This is a genomic window from Sphingobium scionense (genome assembly GCF_014197035.1).
GTDB classification, from domain to species: domain Bacteria; phylum Pseudomonadota; class Alphaproteobacteria; order Sphingomonadales; family Sphingomonadaceae; genus Sphingobium; species Sphingobium scionense.
Genome location: NZ_JACIEU010000051.1, coordinates 1 through 15,785, shown reverse-complemented (window position 1 = coordinate 15,785; position 15,785 = coordinate 1). Strand labels below are relative to the sequence as shown.

Below are 15,785 nucleotides of genomic sequence, written 5' to 3'. Positions count from 1 at the left end.
GCAAGCGACGGTCAGTGCCGCGAGGCCGAGGGCAAAGGTCAGTCGTCCGTAGTTCATGGTCTTCTCCTTTATAATGAAACGTGTTGGTCATTGGGATTCATCTTCGGCCGCCGAAGCAGCAGATAGGCGGCAGGCAGGACGAACATCGACAACAGCGGCGCGGTCAGCATGCCGCCTATCATCGGCGCGGCGATCCGGCTCATGACTTCGGATCCGGCGCCCGATCCCAGCAGGATCGGCAAGAGGGCAGCGAGGATCACGGCGACCGTCATCGCCTTGGGCCGAACGCGGAGCAGTGCGCCTTCGCGCACTGCCGTCTCGACCTCGGCGACATCCGGATCGGTGCGCTCTTCCAAGGCGTTCTTCAGGTAGATCAGCATCACGACGCCGAATTCGGCGGAGACGCCAGCGAGCGCGATGAAACCTACCCCGGTGGCGACCGACTGGTTGAAGCCGAGCAGATAGAGGATCCAGATGCCTCCGGTGAGCGCGAACGGCAACGTCCCCATGATCAAAGCTGCTTCATCGAACCGCCCGAAGATCATGTAGAGCAGCACGAAGATGATCAGCAGCGTCGCCGGCACGACGAGCTTCAATTTGGCAACGGCACGCTGGAGATATTCGAACTGTCCCGAATAGGCGACGCTAACCCCTGGCGAGAGCGTCACCTGTCTTGCGATCGCATGCTGCAGGTCACTCACGACCGACGCAAGGTCGCGTCCGCGCACGTCGACATAGACCCAGGTCGATGGGCGGGCGTTTTCGGTCTTGAGCATCGGGGGCCCCTCAGCGATCGAGACGCGCGCAATGGTGCCGAGCGTGATCTGCTGTCCGGACGGGGTCAGGACCGGCAGCATCCGTATTCCGTCAAGACTGTCGCGTAGCTCCCGCGGATAGCGGACGCTGATCGGATACCGTGCCAGCCCCTCGACCGTCTCGCCGATCGTCTCGCCGCCGATCGCGCCAGAGACGATCCGCTGCACGTCCGTAATATTGAGCCCAAATCGGGCGGCAGCGGCCCGATCGACATCGACATCGACATAGCGCCCGCCCGTCAAGCGCTCTGCGAGCGCCGAACTGACCCCAGGCACGGTTTTCGCAACTGTCTCGACATCGTGCGCGATGCGGTCGAGCTCAGCGAGGTCAGCACCCGACACCTTGACCCCGATCGGGCTCTTGATGCCGGTCGCCAGCATGTCGATCCGGTTGCGAATGGGCGGCACCCACACATTGGCGAGGCCGGGCAGTTTTACCGTTCGATCAAGCTCCTCGACCAGCTTGTCCGGAGTCATGCCCGGTCGCCATTGGTCGCGAGGTTTGAACTGGATCGTCGTCTCGAACATCTCAAGCGGCGCAGGATCGGTGGCAGTCTCGGCGCGGCCGGCCTTGCCGAACACGCTCTCGACCTCGGGCACGGTCTTGATCAGGCGGTCGGTCTGCTGGAGCAGGTCCGACGCCTTCGCCGCCGAGAGACCCGGCAGCGCCGAGGGCATGTAGAGCAGATCACCCTCCTCCATCTTCGGCATGAACTCGCCGCCAAGCTGGGTGAGCGGCCAGGCGGTTGTTGCAAAAGCGAGCGCCGCGATCAGCAGTACGGTTCTTGGCCGCCGCATCGTCCAGTCGAGCGCGGGCCGGTAGATGTTCGTCAGCCAGCGATTGACCGGGTTGGACTGCTCGGGCGGAATCTTGCCCCGGATCAGCAAACCCATGAGCACCGGCACCAGGGTCACCGACAGGATCGCCGCCGACGCCATCGCATAGGTCTTGGTGAAAGCGAGCGGTGCGAACAGCCGTCCTTCCTGTCCTTCCAGCGTGAACACCGGAATGAACGACAGGGTGATGATCAGAAGGCTGAAGAACAGCGCTGGCCCAACTTCGGCTGCCGCTTCGGTGATGACGGTCCATCGGGTATCCCCCTCGAGATGTTCGTCCGGGTGATCCTCCTCCCATCGCTCGATTTTCTTATGGGCATTCTCGATCATGACGACCGCGGCATCGACCATCGCGCCGATGGCGATCGCGATGCCGCCCAACGACATGATGTTGGCATTGACCCCCTGGAAACGCATGACGACGAAGGCTGCCAGCACACCAAGCGGAAGCGTGAGAATTGCAACGAGCGCCGAACGGACATGCCAAAGGAAGAGCCCGCAGACGATCGCAACGACTATGAATTCCTCGACCAGCTTGTGGGTCAGATTCTCAACGGCGCGGTCGATGAGCTGCGAGCGATCATAGACCGTAACCACATCGACGCCGGGTGGCAGGCCCTTCTTGAGCTCTGCGAGCTTGTCCTTGACCGCCGCGATTGTCTCGCGCGCATTCTTGCCCGAGCGCAGGATCACAACGCCGCCCGCGACCTCGCCCTCACCGTTCAGTTCGGCAATCCCGCGCCGCATCTCGGGGCCGGCCTGGATCGTGGCAACGTCGCCCAGTCGCACCGGCACACCGCCGGCTGCGGTCCTTAAGGGAATGGCGCGGAAATCGTCGAGCGTCTTCAGATAGCCGGAGACACGGACCATATATTCGGCCTCGGCCATCTCCAGTACCGAGCCGCCGCTCTCCTGATTGGCCTTCTGAATGGCATCGACCGTCTGGGCGTGGGTCACGCCGTAGGCGGCGAGCTTCACCGGATCGAGCAGCACCTGATATTGCTTCACCATGCCGCCAATGCTGGCGACCTCTGCGACCCCCGTTACCGTTTTCAGCTCGTAGCGCAGGAACCAGTCCTGAAGCCCGCGAAGCTGCGAGAGATCGTGGCGGCCAGTGCGATCGACCAGCGCATATTCATAGACCCAGCCCACCCCGGTCGCATCCGGCCCCAGCGCGCTGCGGGCGCTGGCCGGCAGCCGGCCTTGTACCTGGTTGAGATATTCGAGCACGCGGCTGCGCGCCCAATAGAGATCGGTGCCGTCCTCGAAGATCACATAGACAAAGCTGTCGCCGAAGAAGGAATAGCCGCGGACGGTCTTTGCGCCGGGCACAGAGAGCATTGTGGTGGTGAGCGGATAAGTGACTTGGTTCTCGACGATCTGCGGCGCCTGCCCGGGATAGGAGGTGCGGATGATCACCTGCGTGTCCGAGAGATCGGGCAACGCATCGATCGCGGTCGATCGCACCGCCCAGACGCCCACGCCGATCAGCGTCAGCACCCCGATCATGACGAAGAAGCGGTTTCTGACTGACCAGCGGATGAGATGGGCGATCACTGGCCCATTACCTTCGCCATGCGTCGCACGGTTGGTCCACTCGGTGGTTGATCGAACCCGAACCGGACCCGGTCGCCCGTCTTTAAGCCGCGCGCGACTTTCGGGTCTGTGAGCTGAAACGTCATCGTCATCGCTGGCCAGCCAATGGCTGGCACGGCTTGATGGCTCAGCGTCACCGACTGGGCGGTGATCTTTTCGATCGTACCGACGGTCTCATAGACTGCGCCGGTCGGCATAGGTTTGGCAGGACTCTTTGGCATGTCAGCACCGATCGGCCGTGCTTCCACGCCCGAGAGGCTTGCTTCGGAATCGATCAGGAACTGACCCGAAGCGACGATCTTTTCGCCTTCGCTCAGGCCCGCCAGAATCTCCGTATCATCGCCAGCTTCCCTCCCAGTTTGCACCTCGGCAGGGCGGTAGCGCCCCTTGTCGAGCGCGAGCATGACCAACGTGCGCTTGCCAGTGCGGATCAGGGCTTCGGACGGCACCAGCAACGCCGGCTGCGCGCTCCCGCCAAACGAGACGGTCGCAAACATGCCGGGACGCAGTCGCCCGCCGCGATTGGGCAGCTCGATCCGAACGGTGAGTGTGCGGCTGTCGGCCTGTGTCTCGGGGAGGATCGCCGAAACGCGCCCGGAGATGGTTTCGCCGGGGAAGGCTGCAAGCGCGGCTCGCACCGCTTGTCCAGGCTTCAAGGGACCGGCGACCGCTTCCGGCACGGCGGCATTCAACCAGACCGTGCCGAGCCCGTTGACCTCGGCAAGCGTCTGGCCTGCCATCAAGGTCATGCCGCCCCGCACGTTCAACGTCTTGATCACGCCGCCCGTGGGCGTGGAGATGGTGATCACATTATGCGGTCGTCCGGTTTGCTCGACCGATGCGATCGTGCCGGAGGGCATGCCGAGCAGCATGAGCCGTTGACGCGCGGCCTGGATCAGAGCGGCGTTGCCGGTGCGGCGGACCGCCAGAAACTCGGTCTGTGCGCCGCCCCATTCCGGCACCAGAACATCGGCAAGCGGCGCGCCTGCACCGATCACATCACCAGGTGCGCGGCCATAGACACGGGAAACGAAGCCGCCTGCACGCGCCTGAACGATCGCAACGTCGCGCTGGTTGAAGTCGATCGTGCCGGTGGCGGTGAGACTGCTCGCCAATTCGCCGCGCCGCACAGCCACCGTTCGCATCCCGAGCGCCTGGGAGGCGGACGGGTCGATCGATATTCCCGGCTGTGCCGCGCTTGCCCCCACCTCATCCGCATAGCGCGGGATTGTTTGCATTCCCATCGACGACAGGCCTGGACCGTCATGATGCTCAGCGGGGATCATCGGGTCATACCAATAGAGGATCTTGCGTGCCGGCGGTTTGGCGGCCGTAGCGTCGGGTGATCCTCCTCTCCATTCAGAGATGGTGAAACCGACCCCGCCAGCGGCGACCGCGAGCAGCGCCGCGGCACCGAAAAGGCCGCCCCGAGGGATTGTGAAATGGCTCATTGCGATTCGCTCCGATACGTAAGGTTCAGTCGAACACCGTCAGCAGCGACAAGGGCTTCACGGTCGAGAGTGTTGAGGGTGACGTCGGCAAGGGCCGCATAGGCATCCGCGATATCGACAAGATTGGCGCGACCTGCCCCGTAGCTTGCCGTCTCCAACGTCACCCGCTGCTCGGCGAGTGGCAGCAATGTGTCCCGCGCGCGCAGCCACTGTTCATGATGCATGATATGGTCCGCAAGATCGGTTTCGAGATCAGCGGCCAGCGCCCGCAGGGCCGCGTCGCGTTCGGCCAGGATGCGTCCGGCATTCTCCTGGGCCGCCGCAATGCCCGCATTCTGTCGACTGCGGGTAAAGAAGGGCAGACTGACCGTCACACCGGCTGACACATAATCTCCAAAACGAGGGTCGCGGCGTTGATAGGCAAGGTTCACCCCGAAGTCGGAACGGCGGTTGGCATCGGCCATACGCACATCGGCCATTGCCTGACCGGACTGGGCGTCGATCATTGCCATGGTGGGAAGGCGATCCAGGCCAGCGCGCAGTTCGGCCCCATCGACAGGGAAGTCGGGAATAGATCCGGCAATTTCAGGCGCCGGGTCACCCGTCCATCGCGTCAGAGCAGCCCGTGCCCGCGCTATGTTTGAGACCAGTTCGCTGCGACGATCTTCTAATGAGGCGATAGCCTGTCGGCCGGCAAGAGTCTGCGCAGGCCGGGCATTGCCCGACGCGACGGCACTGGGCGTTGTCCGCACCACGCGCTCCAGACGGGCTAGAAGATCATCAAGCGCGGTCAGCCGGCGCTCGGCATAGGCAAGGTTGATCCAGGCAAGCGCAGTGCCGACCTCAACCGAACGCGCCTCAAATGCGGTGTCGGCATCTGCAGCCTTGATATCGCTGTCAGCGCGGGCGCGTTGCGCACGGCGCTTGGCGAGGTTGGGAATATCCTGGGACACGCCCACCCGCGCCATCGTGAAATTGTCCTGCCCGGGAGCAAACGCCAATGGCCCCGAGATCGGGAAACTGTCGAGCCCAACGGCCAGAGTCGGATCAGGTAGCGATCCGGCGCCGCCACGAGCGGAACGAGCGGCCTCGGCGGCGAGCGCCTTGGCCTTGATCGACGGCGCTTCCTGCCGCGCGCGCTGGAGCGCAGCGTCGAAAGTGAGGGGACCAGCGAATGCAACGCCGGGGATCGCCGCGAGCAGCGGCAGACAAACAAACAATCGCATGGAAAACTCCTGATCGGAGGATCAGGCCGGCGTCGCGCACTCTGGCAGGCATGTCAGTGGCGGCGGGATGGGGGCAATCCCGCCGCCACTGCTGGCCTGGCCGTCTATGCGACCTTACACGGCCAGAGGCTGTGCCTAGCCGGCCGAGGGAGCCGACGAAGGCGATGCCATGCTATGCATCTCCTTCATGCAGTCCGCCGCGCTCATCTTCATCATGTCGCAGTTGCAGTTCGCCATCTGCGGAGCATCGGGCACCCAGACGCGACGGGGGCTCATAGATGGCGCACGCGGGCCATAGTTTGGCGATTAACGCCATTCATAATGGCCAGACTGCGAGTTTGTGTTGGGTTCGCCGGCGAAAGCGGCAACGGGAGCGGCAAGCGCAATGCCCAGCAGGGCATAGAAAACACGGTTCTTCATGACTGTAATCCTTGGGCAAAATATCGTGGTAGCCGCGGGTCAGACAGGATTTTCAGATGCGCGATAGACGCAAGAATCCTGTCAGCCTGGCAGCCGGTGTCGATCAGCCAAGGAGAGTCGGTGGTTCCGGTTCGGGAGTGAGGTCACTGCCGTGCAGGACAGTGATGGTTGCCCAGAAGGGCAGAGCTGGACTGGCTTCGCGTGCTTCCAGCATAGGCGCGTCATTACGAACGGCCAGCGGAACGACGCAGCCCATGGCCGCGATGCATTCCAGGGTCATGCCCTTGCAAGGCTTCTGAGCAGGTTGTTGCTGCTGTGCCATTATCTTCATGCAGTCTTCCGACATCCCAGCCACGGCCTGCACAGACGTGGCCATTGGGGCGGACATCGCAGGCGGAGCGGACGCAAAGGCCGCCGCTTGGCCAATCAAGCCAACCATGGCTCCCAGAAGGAGAAGAAGTTGCAAAACGCGTTTCACAGCCGTTATTTATTACGCCTCGTAGCATCAAAGATCAACGAGATGGTCACCCGCCGTGTCGGGCAAATACCGTCTGACCCGCCGATCCGAAGGCGATGACAGAGTAGGGTTGTGGTTTTTGGCCGGGGACTTCCATCCCCGGAGAACCCAGCGGCATGCCCGCTACGGCCAATCCCTTTACGCCCTTCGGGCGCTTCGCGATCGCGCGCTTCATGTCGGCAATGGGAACGTGGCCCTCGAAAACCATGCCATCGACAATTGCAGTATGGCATGATGCCAGCGCAGCGGGCACGCCTTGAGCGCGTTGAAAGCGGCCGCGTTGCTGGTCGTCGACGATATTGACGCTTTGTCCAAATTGTCTGCGCACCTGGGCCGCCCACTGTTCGCAGCAACCGCAACCAGGGTCACGATGCATGATGATCGGGGCAGCTTCGGCGCTGGCGACGGAGAAGGCTGCTATGAACGCAGCGAGGGCAAATTTGAGTGTCATACGATCCCTTATTGGTTCCCCCGCCCCTGGGCGGGGGAGGAAAGGTCTATTGGGCGCGCTTGTTGTGGGCTCTCAGCCAGCCTTGAAGCTCGCCCACTTCTCGCGTTTGCTCGGTGATTGACTTGTTCGCCATCATTCGGACCTGCGCGTCCTTGGTGTCGCGCAAAACGATGCGTGACATCGCAATCGCACCGCGATGATGCTCGATCATCTTGCGCACCCAGGTCTCCGTTGCATCGCTGCCCGTGGCGGACATCATCTTCTGATGCATCTCCATTTCTGCAGGCGGGTAAGGATTGGCTGGCGTGGGGTTCATGGTCTGGCGCATGTCCATCTTGCTATGGTCCATGCCCTGCATTTGGGCGATCGCCGGCGCGGCCACCAGTCCAGCGATGATGATGGGGACTATTTTCTTCACAATTCTCTCCTCAGCGCCCCGCATTGATAATACGCATGGGCGCGCCATTTCCCTCGTGAGGCGGCACAAAATTTACGGGAACGGGAGCGCGAAGCCTACTTGCGGGCTAGAATAGCCTTCATTTCATCGATTTCGCGGCGCTGAGATTCCTCGATGCCGCTGCACAGACGAACGATTTCCGGATCCTTCAAGGAGGCCTCGCGGCACATCAGGATCGCGCCCGAATGATGCGGGATCATCGATCGGAGGAATGCTGTATCGCCGATCGTTGTTTGCGTGCGGATGAGGGCAAATGATCCGGCGAATATCGCAACTGACCCTAATATAAGGGCCGCGTTTGCCTTTTTCGACGGGAACATATGGCCCATCGCGAGGACCATCAGCACCACCATGGGCGCCACCATCATTAGCGTCATGTAGAGCATATTCAGGTTGTTGTAGAAGCTCCCCAAGCTGTCGATCATGACGAACATCACCAGATACATGATGACGCCGCCAACCAAGGTCTGCAGGGCGAGGCTCGCATAGGCATTTTTCATCATTGGTCGTCTCCTTTGGCCCCCGCCCCGATCCTGCTTGACTATTCAACCCGTGCGGCGTCGCTTTCGCGGCCACCGAAGATACAAAAGTGCCGAACCCGCGATCGCCAATGCGAGACCACCTGCGGCAAACGCCATCAACCACGGCGTGTTGAAATTTTCGTGGTTTTTCCAATCCATGATGTGGAGCGCCCAGAAGAAATCGTACAGGCGCCACGTTCCATTTCTCACAGCGACGATCCGACCACTATTCTGGGCAACATAGACGCGGGTCGCTTCGCGGTCAGGGAAGTCCACCCGCCAGGCCGGCAGGACGCCCTTGAATTCTGGGGTCGACGCCACAACCAGGCGCACGCTCGGCGGCTCCGACGTACCACGGTAGGCCTGTATCGCCACCGCGCGAGCCATCGCAGCGTTCACGGGACCAAGTCGACGACCTGTTTCTGCATCGTGGAGTGAGATCGTCCCATCGATAGACTCGACCTCCGCAATCTCGCGGCCGAGCAGCGCGCGATATCGGACTTCACGCACGGGTCTGGTCGCCGCGCGCAACACTAGGTCCAACGGCGCGCGCGATCTCGACTGTTCCAATATCGCCGGCGACGATCGCTCGACGAGATGTTCACCGCGGACTCGCTCGATCGGCAACAGGCTCATGACAAGACCGCTCGCAAACCAAAGCAGCAGCTGGACGCCGATAACCAGGGCTAACCAGCGATGAACGCGGCTAGCCCCGATGTGGAAGCGGAGTTTGGCGCTTCTCAGAACCAGGTCCGAACACCGATTACAAAGCTGGCCGCCTTCACGTCCCCTCCGTCTGAGCGTGCATAGTCCGCCGTCCGCCCGAACTTTCGGTCGTAAGAAACGCCGATGTAGGGGGCAAATTCGCGGCGCAGTTCGTAACGCAAACGCAGTCCCAATTCGGCGTTCGTGATGCCCGCTCCAATCCGCGTCTCCGGGACATTTTGTGCTGAAAGGTTCACTTCCAGGCGCGGCTGGAGAATGAGGCGTTGCGTGATACGCTGATCATAATAGCCCTCGATCCGCCCCAACACCTCGCCTTTGTTCGACAGAAACAGGGCAGCCTCGGTCTCAAACCAGTAAGGCGCCACCCCCTCAATACCGATCGTCGCATAAGTACGGGATGGGTTGGGTTTGAAATCGTAACGGACACCCGCCTGGAGGTTCCAATAAGGGTCGAGTGCACGACTGTAGAGCGCCTGAACTTCTGCGGTCTCCATGTAGGTGCCGCTTCTGCCAGCAAGAACGCCCTCACCCTCTGTCTTGACCACCAGCCGATCGAGATCCTTGCCGAACCACGCCTCCCCGTCCCACCGATAGCCGTCGCGGCCGTTACGGACCTGATATTCCGCCAGATTGAACAGGATCATCGAGCTGGATGAGCCGCCATGTTCCTTATGCAGCATGGTACGCGAAGCCGCCATCTCGCCGTTTTTGTAGACGCGGTCGGCATAGTTGTCGGTAGGAGGTTGGGGTGCAGGGGCGTTGCCGGGCATGAGACTGGTGCCACCAGCGCCATGGGCTGCCATCGGCCCATCCATCGCCATGCCGGGCATCGACGACATATCGTGCTGCATCGGCTGACCGCCGGGTGCCGCCTGCATGTCCATGCCGGGCATGTCGTGTTTCATCGTACCGCCCGCCCCATCGGGCATGGTCATGCCAGGCATGCCGGACATGTCGTGGCCGGCATGCGGGTCAGCCGTTGGAGGCGTCTTGTCACCGGGCATCTCCATGCCGGACATAGCCCCCATGCCCGACATGTCGTGCGGCGCCGACTTGGGTTTTGCTGCCGGTGCCCGGCGCTTCGGGGTGGCAGGCTTGCCCTTAGCCGTGGGCGCAGCGGCGCGCCTGGGCTGGCTTGCTGGCTTGGCCACCGGCTTTTTCTTCGCCGCTGGCTGAGCAGCAGGCATGTTCATGCCCGGCATATTCTGCATCGACTGCGCGCTGACTGGGGTCGCCAAGGCGAGCGGGGCCGCGCCGATCAGAAGGAGAAGCGACTTCATGCGGCATCTCCCCGGGGACGGACGGAGACGACGCGCATCATCCCGGCATGCATGTGATAGAGCATATGGCAGTGAAACGCCCAGTCGCCGACTGCGTCTGCGGTGACGTCGAAACTTACCTTGCCTCCTGGTGCGACATTGACGGTGTGTTTGCGCGGCGAATACTCGCCATGCCCGGTCACCAGCTCGAAGAAATGCCCATGAAGATGGATCGGGTGCGACATCATCGTGTCATTGACGAGCGTGACGCGGACCCTTTCGTTTTCGATAAAGGGAATGGGCTCGCGCTTGTCACTGAGCTTCACCCCATCGAACGACCACATATAGCGTTCCATATTCCCGGTCAGGTGGATTTCCATCGCGCGGTCTGGCGCGCGAACATCGGGGTTGCGCTCCACCGCCATGAGATCGCGATAGACAAGAACCCGGTGGCCAACGTCTTCGAGACCCTGTCCCGGTTCTCCCGTGCGATCCATCGGCATGGGCGAGATCGTCTGGACACCCGGTCCCATCTTAACCTGCGGCGCTTTGCTGGCGTCGCGCATGTTCATGCCGCCCATTCCGCCCATCGCCATGCCGCCCATTGTATCACCGGACCCGCTGCCCATTCCGGGCATGTTGGCCATGGAACTATCCGCCGGTTTTTGCATGCTTGGCATCGACGCGCCGGCCCCCATATCCATGCCTGCCATCCCGCCCGCGGCAGCTCCGCCGGCAGACATGTCATGCCCCATTGCTGCGTGGTCCATGCCGGACATGCCGCTCATATCCATGTCCCCCATGCCCATGTCCTTCATATCGGCAAGGGGCCGCTTGCGGAGCGGCGGAACTTCGGCCGTCATGCCTTCACGCGGAGCCAGTGTGGCGCGTGCCATGCCCGAACGATCAACGGATTCACCGACCAGCGTGTAGGCGCGATCATCGGTCGGAGTAACGATGACATCATAGGTCTCGGCAACCGCGATCTGAAACTCGTCGACCTCGACCGGCCTGACATTGAGCCCGTCGGCCTGAACAACCGTAAGTTTGAGACCGGGAATCCGGACATTGAACGTCGTCATCGCGGAGGCATTGACGAAACGCAGGCGAACGCGCTCACCTGGCTTGAAAAGCGCGGTCCAGTTGTCCCGTGGGCCATGCCCATTCACGAGATAGGTATAGGTCGAGCCCGTGACATCGGACACGTCGGTCGGATCCATCCGCATATTGCCCCAGTCAAGTCGGTCCTTGAGGGGTTGGTCTTCCTTGGCCAGCAAACCGGCCAGCGTTTGCCGCTGATAATTGAAATAGCCACCGCCGACCTGCTTGAGCTTCCGGAAAATTGCGTGCGGATGCATCTGGCTATGGTCGGAGAGCACGATGACATGCTCTCGATCCGACTGAATCGGATCCTCGCCTTCCGGGTCGATGACAATCGGTCCGTAATGACCTAACTGCTCCTGCAGCCCCGAATGGCTATGATACCAATAGGTGCCAGCCTGGACGATGGGGAACTCATAGACAAAGGTCGACTTGGGCTTGATGCCGGGGAAGCTGATGCCGGGCACGCCGTCGAACTGGAACGGCAAAAGCAGGCCGTGCCAGTGGATCGAGCTGTCTTCCTCGAGATCGTTGATCACCGACAGGCGGACGTTTTGGCCCTGACGCAGACGGATGAGGGGCGCAGGCACAGTGCCATTGATGCCGATGGCATGGCTTTGTCGGCCGTCGATCATCATCATCTGATGCGCGATCTTGAGCGTGATATCGTTCCCGCTGACCGTTGGCAGTGGCTTGGCAATCCCGGACGAAATGGGTTGAGCCCATGCCGGCAGCCATGCCGACAATGCGAGGCCACCGCCGGCCAGCGCAGCGCCGCGGAAAAGGTCGCGGCGGTTCAATCCGGGGGACATAATATCTCCTTGTTCAACGTGCAGCACTTTGGGTCTGAAAAGACGCTTAAGCGCGGTATCTCTTTATCCTTACGCGCGAGCAGCGCGCACCCCTCATTCCTCAGCGAGTATTTCTGCGAGGCGCGCGCGCGCGCGATACAGGCGCGTCTCCACAGCCTTGCTACTGACGGAAAGCGCTTTGGCGGCCTCTGATTGACTGAGCCCTTCGACGGTCCTGAGCATCAGGACTTCACGCAACGTGGCAGGCAATGCGCTGATCGCCGCCGACAGTCGCTCCACCTCTATTTTCGATTCAGCACTGGCATGTGCGGAGGGTGCGTCATCCGGCACTTGCTCAATCTCATCATCCGACGGCGCGGAGCCAAATGTGAAGAGCTGCCGCACCCTCTGGCGGCGGCGCCAATCGCGACATTTGTTAATCGCGATCCGGGATAGCCAGGCGCGCAACGGACGCGCACCATCATATTTCCGCAGATGGCTGAACGCGGATACAAAGCAGTCCTGCGTGAGATCAAGTGCTTCCTCGGCATTCCCGACCAGGCCGCGCACCAGTCGAAATATCGCTGTCTGGTGCCGACGCATAATCTCGGCGAAAGCCGACTGCCGACCGGCAAGCGTCAGTGCCGCTAGTTCACCGTCCGAACACGCCTGGAGATCCAGACTCACCGTGCATCGTCGGTGAGCGCATGAACCACCGCCTGATCGAAGGTCTTGGCCTGATCGGGGCGAAGGATTTGCCGCATGGCGAAGATGTGCCCGAGCGTTTCCTTTTGCAGTTCGCCCATTGCCTGATGCGACTGATCGACGGCCGCGGTCACACGCGGCCCTTCGCCATGTTCGACCTCGATCGCGGCTGCGAGACGCGCATTGTCCGATCGCAGTTCAAGCTCCAGCGCGCGCCGACGCACGGCGAAACCCTGCTCTAGCAGCTCGATCTTGGCCTTCTGACGATCATCCAGATCGAGCTTGCTGTGCAAGACATCGTGGAGCTCGACGCCGGCTGCCTTGGGCCGCGGGAAAAAGTAGCGGCCCAGGAACACGCCCGCAACCGCCGATGCAAAGGCGACGATGGCGACGAGGAGGAGCAATTTGGGCTTCATTGAGAACCTACCAGCAGCGTCGAAGGGGCAAGCGGATTTGATGGCCCGAAAGGCGATAGCGTGACCGACGCCTCGGCACGCGGCGTAAAGCCATTGCTGGCGATACCCAGCAGTACCGCTCCGAAAGCCGCGACCGCACCGAGGCGGAATTGAGACGCGGTCGAAACCTGCGGCAATGCCGCTATGCGTCGGAACACAGCATCCTCCAGACCAATCAGCCCCGGATGCGTCGGTTCGTTGCGTAAGCGGCTCAGCAGCCGGTCCAGGTCGGTATCCATCGAAAAGTCCAATCCTCAATCAATCCGGGGCAACGGCCCAGGACGTGTTCTTTACTTTCCCCTCTATCAGCCTGTCCGTCAAAGCATCGCACATAGCGGGCAGATCTGAGCAACAGCGACGGAGCAGCCGCAACGCTATGGCGCCGTCTTCGTCATGCCGGGCATATCCTTCATCATCGCGTCATGGTCTTCGGGCGCACTGGCTATTGCCGCCTGATATTGGGCGGGTGACATACGCGGAAGTTGCCTTACGAAAGCCACCATATCCCAGATCAGTTCGTCGCTATGGGTCTTACCCCAAGCTGGCATCGCGGTCAGCTTGACCCCATGCTTGATGATCCAGAATTGCTCCTTTGGCGATCTTTGCTCCTCGCGGGAAAGCTCCGGCGCCCTCGGATAGAGTCCCTGGCTGATTTCGGACTTTTCCAGTCCTGGCCCGAGATGGCAGCCGCTGCACATCTCGGTGTAGAGCCCCGCCCCGCTCTGCAGCCGCTTCACGTCCCCAAGGTTGGCCGGGACATTCACATCACGAGATCGCACGGCGATGGAACGATCTCGGAGCTGCTCGATCAGCCAATAGACCGGTTTGGTGTGCGGCGAATCCGCCCCGATGTCATAGGCACCCACATAGACGACGATCCCCGCTAGCGCGCCGCCGACCAGCGCTGTCGCAGCGATAAAACCTACACTTGGAAAGTGCCTGCGCAGCCAAGTCGTCCTAGCATTCTCCATAGCTTCCTCCCGAGCGGCAGCGTCCCTTGGATCCGGGTGGTTCTCACACCCATCCAATTGTCCATACGCACTGCAAGCTTCGATCCCTCATCTGTCGCGCAGATCTCATTCGCAAATCCCGCCGGGGTTCTGATTTGCAGAATTCTTGCGCGCCTGATGAGGGGTGGCGCCGCGTGGTGCGTAATTCGATGTGTCGGCAGTCTCGCCGCCCATGGAGAAATCGATGTTTCGTAAAACAATCTTTGCCGTCGCCATGGCGGCGTCTGTCCTCACCGCTACCGCTGCGCAGGCTCACCCTAAGCTCAATGCCGCCACCCCTGCCGCAAATGCCGTGGTCGCCGCCCCGACCAGAATTCAGCTCGTCTTTTCTGAAGCGCTCGTCGCACAATTTTCCGGGCTCGACCTGACGATGACCGAAATGCCAGGCATGAAGATGGCGCCGATGAAGATGAACGGCGTCAAGGCCACCGTGGGCGCCGATGGCAAGACGCTCGTCGCGACGCTTGCCAAGCCGTTGCCGGTTGGAACCTACAAGGTCGACTATCACGTCGTCTCTGCTGACACCCATCGCATCCAGGGCAGCTACACCTTCAAGGTCCAGTAAGACCGTGCCGGACATCATAGCGATCGCAGTGAGGCTGGGACTTTTCCTCGATCTCATGCTCCTCTTCGGGTTGCCGATGTTCGGCCTCTACACGTTGCGCGGGACTGAGCGGGCATCCGGCTCGGTCCTGCGTTTCCGGTCGGTGTTGGCGACAATCGCGCTGGCCGGTATCGTATTATCTATCCTGGGCATGATGGTCCTGGCGGCCTCGATGGGGGGCGTGCCACTCGATCAGGTAGACCGCGCCACGGTCAATCTTCTCATATCGGGCACTGCGATCGGGACGGTCTGGCAGGTACGGGTCGCGGCCCTCCTGCTCGTGCTCTATTTTTCCATCGTCGGTTGGCGGCGTCCCGCTTTCGCCCTGTGGTCGCTGTCAGCGACCGCCGCTGTCGCTCTGGCGACCTTGGCCTGGACGGGGCATGGCGCTGCCGACGAAGGCTTGCGGGGATGGGTCCATCTTGGGGCCGACATCACCCATCTTTGGGCGGCGGGGATTTGGGTAGGCGCATTATTCGCCCTTTGCCTTCTCATTTTCCGCCCTGCAGCTCGCATGGCGATCGATCATATCCACCTTTCTCACCGCGCGCTGGATGGCTTTGCAAAGGTCGGATCGGTAGTCGTAGGGCTGCTTATCCTGTCGGGATTCATCAACAGTTGGATCCTGATCGGACCATCCCGGCTCGGTTCCCTTTTTGCCAGTCTCTACGGCCTTCTGCTGGGGGCAAAGCTGATACTGTTCGGCGTCATGCTGACGCTGGCCGCCGCCAATCGCTTCTTCCTGACCCGGGGGTTGAGTAGCAACGGAACAGAAAACCTACATAAGGCGCACCTTCAGGCATCGTCGATACCCACTGCACCGGGGTCGCGTAGCGGCCGAAG

The 15,785-nt window shown here is 61.6% G+C and carries 16 protein-coding genes; 2 read left to right on the top strand and 14 right to left on the bottom strand.

Annotation, left to right across the window (positions count from 1 at the left end):
* Positions 1-68 precede the first annotated feature (68 nt).
* The 14 genes from GGQ90_RS27535 to GGQ90_RS27465 all read right to left on the bottom strand — a co-directional run bounded on the left by GGQ90_RS27535 (position 69) and on the right by GGQ90_RS27465 (position 14,194).
* Positions 69-3,209 (bottom strand): CusA/CzcA family heavy metal efflux RND transporter, encoded by a 3,141-nt coding sequence (locus GGQ90_RS27535; protein ID WP_188084515.1) that lies wholly within the window; start codon positions 3,207-3,209, stop codon positions 69-71.
* Positions 3,206-4,699: an efflux RND transporter periplasmic adaptor subunit gene (locus tag GGQ90_RS27530; protein WP_017502288.1), complete on the bottom strand. Its 1,494-nt coding sequence runs from the start codon at positions 4,697-4,699 to the stop codon at positions 3,206-3,208. Before GGQ90_RS27530 ends, GGQ90_RS27535 begins: the two co-directional genes overlap by 4 nt.
* Positions 4,696-5,925 (bottom strand): TolC family protein, encoded by a 1,230-nt coding sequence (locus GGQ90_RS27525; RefSeq protein WP_017502287.1) that lies wholly within the window; start codon positions 5,923-5,925, stop codon positions 4,696-4,698. The genes GGQ90_RS27530 and GGQ90_RS27525 overlap by 4 nt, the downstream gene beginning before the upstream one ends.
* 523 nt (positions 5,926-6,448) lie before the next feature.
* Complete coding sequence (locus GGQ90_RS27515; protein ID WP_234781450.1) at positions 6,449-6,676, bottom strand: hypothetical protein; 228 nt, start codon at positions 6,674-6,676, stop codon at positions 6,449-6,451.
* A 193-nt stretch (positions 6,677-6,869) separates the two neighbouring features.
* Positions 6,870-7,313: a DUF411 domain-containing protein gene (locus GGQ90_RS27510; RefSeq protein WP_017502283.1), complete on the bottom strand. Its 444-nt coding sequence runs from the start codon at positions 7,311-7,313 to the stop codon at positions 6,870-6,872.
* Between the two features lie 46 nt (positions 7,314-7,359).
* On the bottom strand, positions 7,360-7,755 hold the full coding sequence (locus GGQ90_RS27505; RefSeq protein WP_017502282.1) for a DUF305 domain-containing protein: 396 nt from the start codon (positions 7,753-7,755) through the stop codon (positions 7,360-7,362).
* Between the two features lie 71 nt (positions 7,756-7,826).
* On the bottom strand, positions 7,827-8,273 hold the full coding sequence (locus GGQ90_RS27500; RefSeq protein WP_017502281.1) for a DUF305 domain-containing protein: 447 nt from the start codon (positions 8,271-8,273) through the stop codon (positions 7,827-7,829).
* Positions 8,274-8,315: 42 nt separating this feature from the next.
* Positions 8,316-9,008: a PepSY domain-containing protein gene (locus GGQ90_RS27495; protein WP_026109409.1), complete on the bottom strand. Its 693-nt coding sequence runs from the start codon at positions 9,006-9,008 to the stop codon at positions 8,316-8,318.
* 23 nt (positions 9,009-9,031) lie between these two features.
* Positions 9,032-10,297 (bottom strand): copper resistance protein B, encoded by a 1,266-nt coding sequence (locus GGQ90_RS27490; RefSeq protein ID WP_017502279.1) that lies wholly within the window; start codon positions 10,295-10,297, stop codon positions 9,032-9,034.
* Entirely contained in the window at positions 10,294-12,189 is a 1,896-nt protein-coding gene (locus tag GGQ90_RS27485) for a copper resistance system multicopper oxidase (RefSeq protein WP_021243450.1), read from the bottom strand. The genes GGQ90_RS27490 and GGQ90_RS27485 overlap by 4 nt, the downstream gene beginning before the upstream one ends.
* Positions 12,190-12,282: 93 nt before the next feature.
* Entirely contained in the window at positions 12,283-12,855 is a 573-nt protein-coding gene (locus GGQ90_RS27480; protein WP_021243451.1) for an RNA polymerase sigma factor, read from the bottom strand.
* Entirely contained in the window at positions 12,852-13,289 is a 438-nt protein-coding gene (locus GGQ90_RS27475; RefSeq protein WP_017502275.1) for a periplasmic heavy metal sensor, read from the bottom strand. Before GGQ90_RS27475 ends, GGQ90_RS27480 begins: the two co-directional genes overlap by 4 nt.
* The gene (locus tag GGQ90_RS27470; protein WP_017502274.1) at positions 13,286-13,567 is read right to left on the bottom strand and encodes a hypothetical protein; all 282 of its coding nucleotides are present in this window, start codon (positions 13,565-13,567) and stop codon (positions 13,286-13,288) included. The genes GGQ90_RS27475 and GGQ90_RS27470 overlap by 4 nt, the downstream gene beginning before the upstream one ends.
* A 135-nt stretch (positions 13,568-13,702) precedes the next feature.
* Entirely contained in the window at positions 13,703-14,194 is a 492-nt protein-coding gene (locus tag GGQ90_RS27465) for a c-type cytochrome (RefSeq protein WP_343054198.1), read from the bottom strand.
* A 316-nt stretch (positions 14,195-14,510) separates the two neighbouring features.
* Between GGQ90_RS27465 and copC the strand changes: the two genes are divergently transcribed.
* Together copC and copD are read left to right on the top strand one after the other, a co-directional pair.
* Positions 14,511-14,903 carry a copper homeostasis periplasmic binding protein CopC gene (gene copC / locus GGQ90_RS27460; protein ID WP_051035789.1) on the top strand — a complete coding sequence of 131 codons (393 nt, stop codon included), beginning with the start codon at positions 14,511-14,513 and terminating at the stop codon, positions 14,901-14,903.
* A 4-nt stretch (positions 14,904-14,907) separates the two neighbouring features.
* Positions 14,908-15,785: copper homeostasis membrane protein CopD (gene copD / locus GGQ90_RS27455; protein ID WP_188084514.1), on the top strand; the 878-nt coding region annotated here is incomplete at its 3' end.

Bases quoted from the DNA above. Each gene is read 5' to 3' on its own strand.
- GGQ90_RS27510 (WP_017502283.1), bottom strand. From the start codon at position 7,313: ATGACACTCAAATTTGCCCTCGCTGCGTTCATAGCAGCCTTCTCCGTC.
- GGQ90_RS27505 (WP_017502282.1), bottom strand. From the start codon at position 7,755: ATGCGGGGCGCTGAGGAGAGAATTGTGAAGAAAATAGTCCCCATCATC.
- GGQ90_RS27490 (WP_017502279.1), bottom strand. From the start codon at position 10,297: ATGAAGTCGCTTCTCCTTCTGATCGGCGCGGCCCCGCTCGCCTTGGCG.
- GGQ90_RS27470 (WP_017502274.1), bottom strand. From the start codon at position 13,567: ATGGATACCGACCTGGACCGGCTGCTGAGCCGCTTACGCAACGAACCG.
- GGQ90_RS27530 (WP_017502288.1), bottom strand. From the start codon at position 4,699: ATGAGCCATTTCACAATCCCTCGGGGCGGCCTTTTCGGTGCCGCGGCG.
- GGQ90_RS27525 (WP_017502287.1), bottom strand. From the start codon at position 5,925: ATGCGATTGTTTGTTTGTCTGCCGCTGCTCGCGGCGATCCCCGGCGTT.
- GGQ90_RS27485 (WP_021243450.1), bottom strand. From the start codon at position 12,189: ATGTCCCCCGGATTGAACCGCCGCGACCTTTTCCGCGGCGCTGCGCTG.
- GGQ90_RS27475 (WP_017502275.1), bottom strand. From the start codon at position 13,289: ATGAAGCCCAAATTGCTCCTCCTCGTCGCCATCGTCGCCTTTGCATCG.
- copC (WP_051035789.1), top strand. From the start codon at position 14,511: ATGGAGAAATCGATGTTTCGTAAAACAATCTTTGCCGTCGCCATGGCG.
- GGQ90_RS27500 (WP_017502281.1), bottom strand. From the start codon at position 8,273: ATGATGAAAAATGCCTATGCGAGCCTCGCCCTGCAGACCTTGGTTGGC.
- GGQ90_RS27515 (WP_234781450.1), bottom strand. From the start codon at position 6,676: ATGAAGATAATGGCACAGCAGCAACAACCTGCTCAGAAGCCTTGCAAG.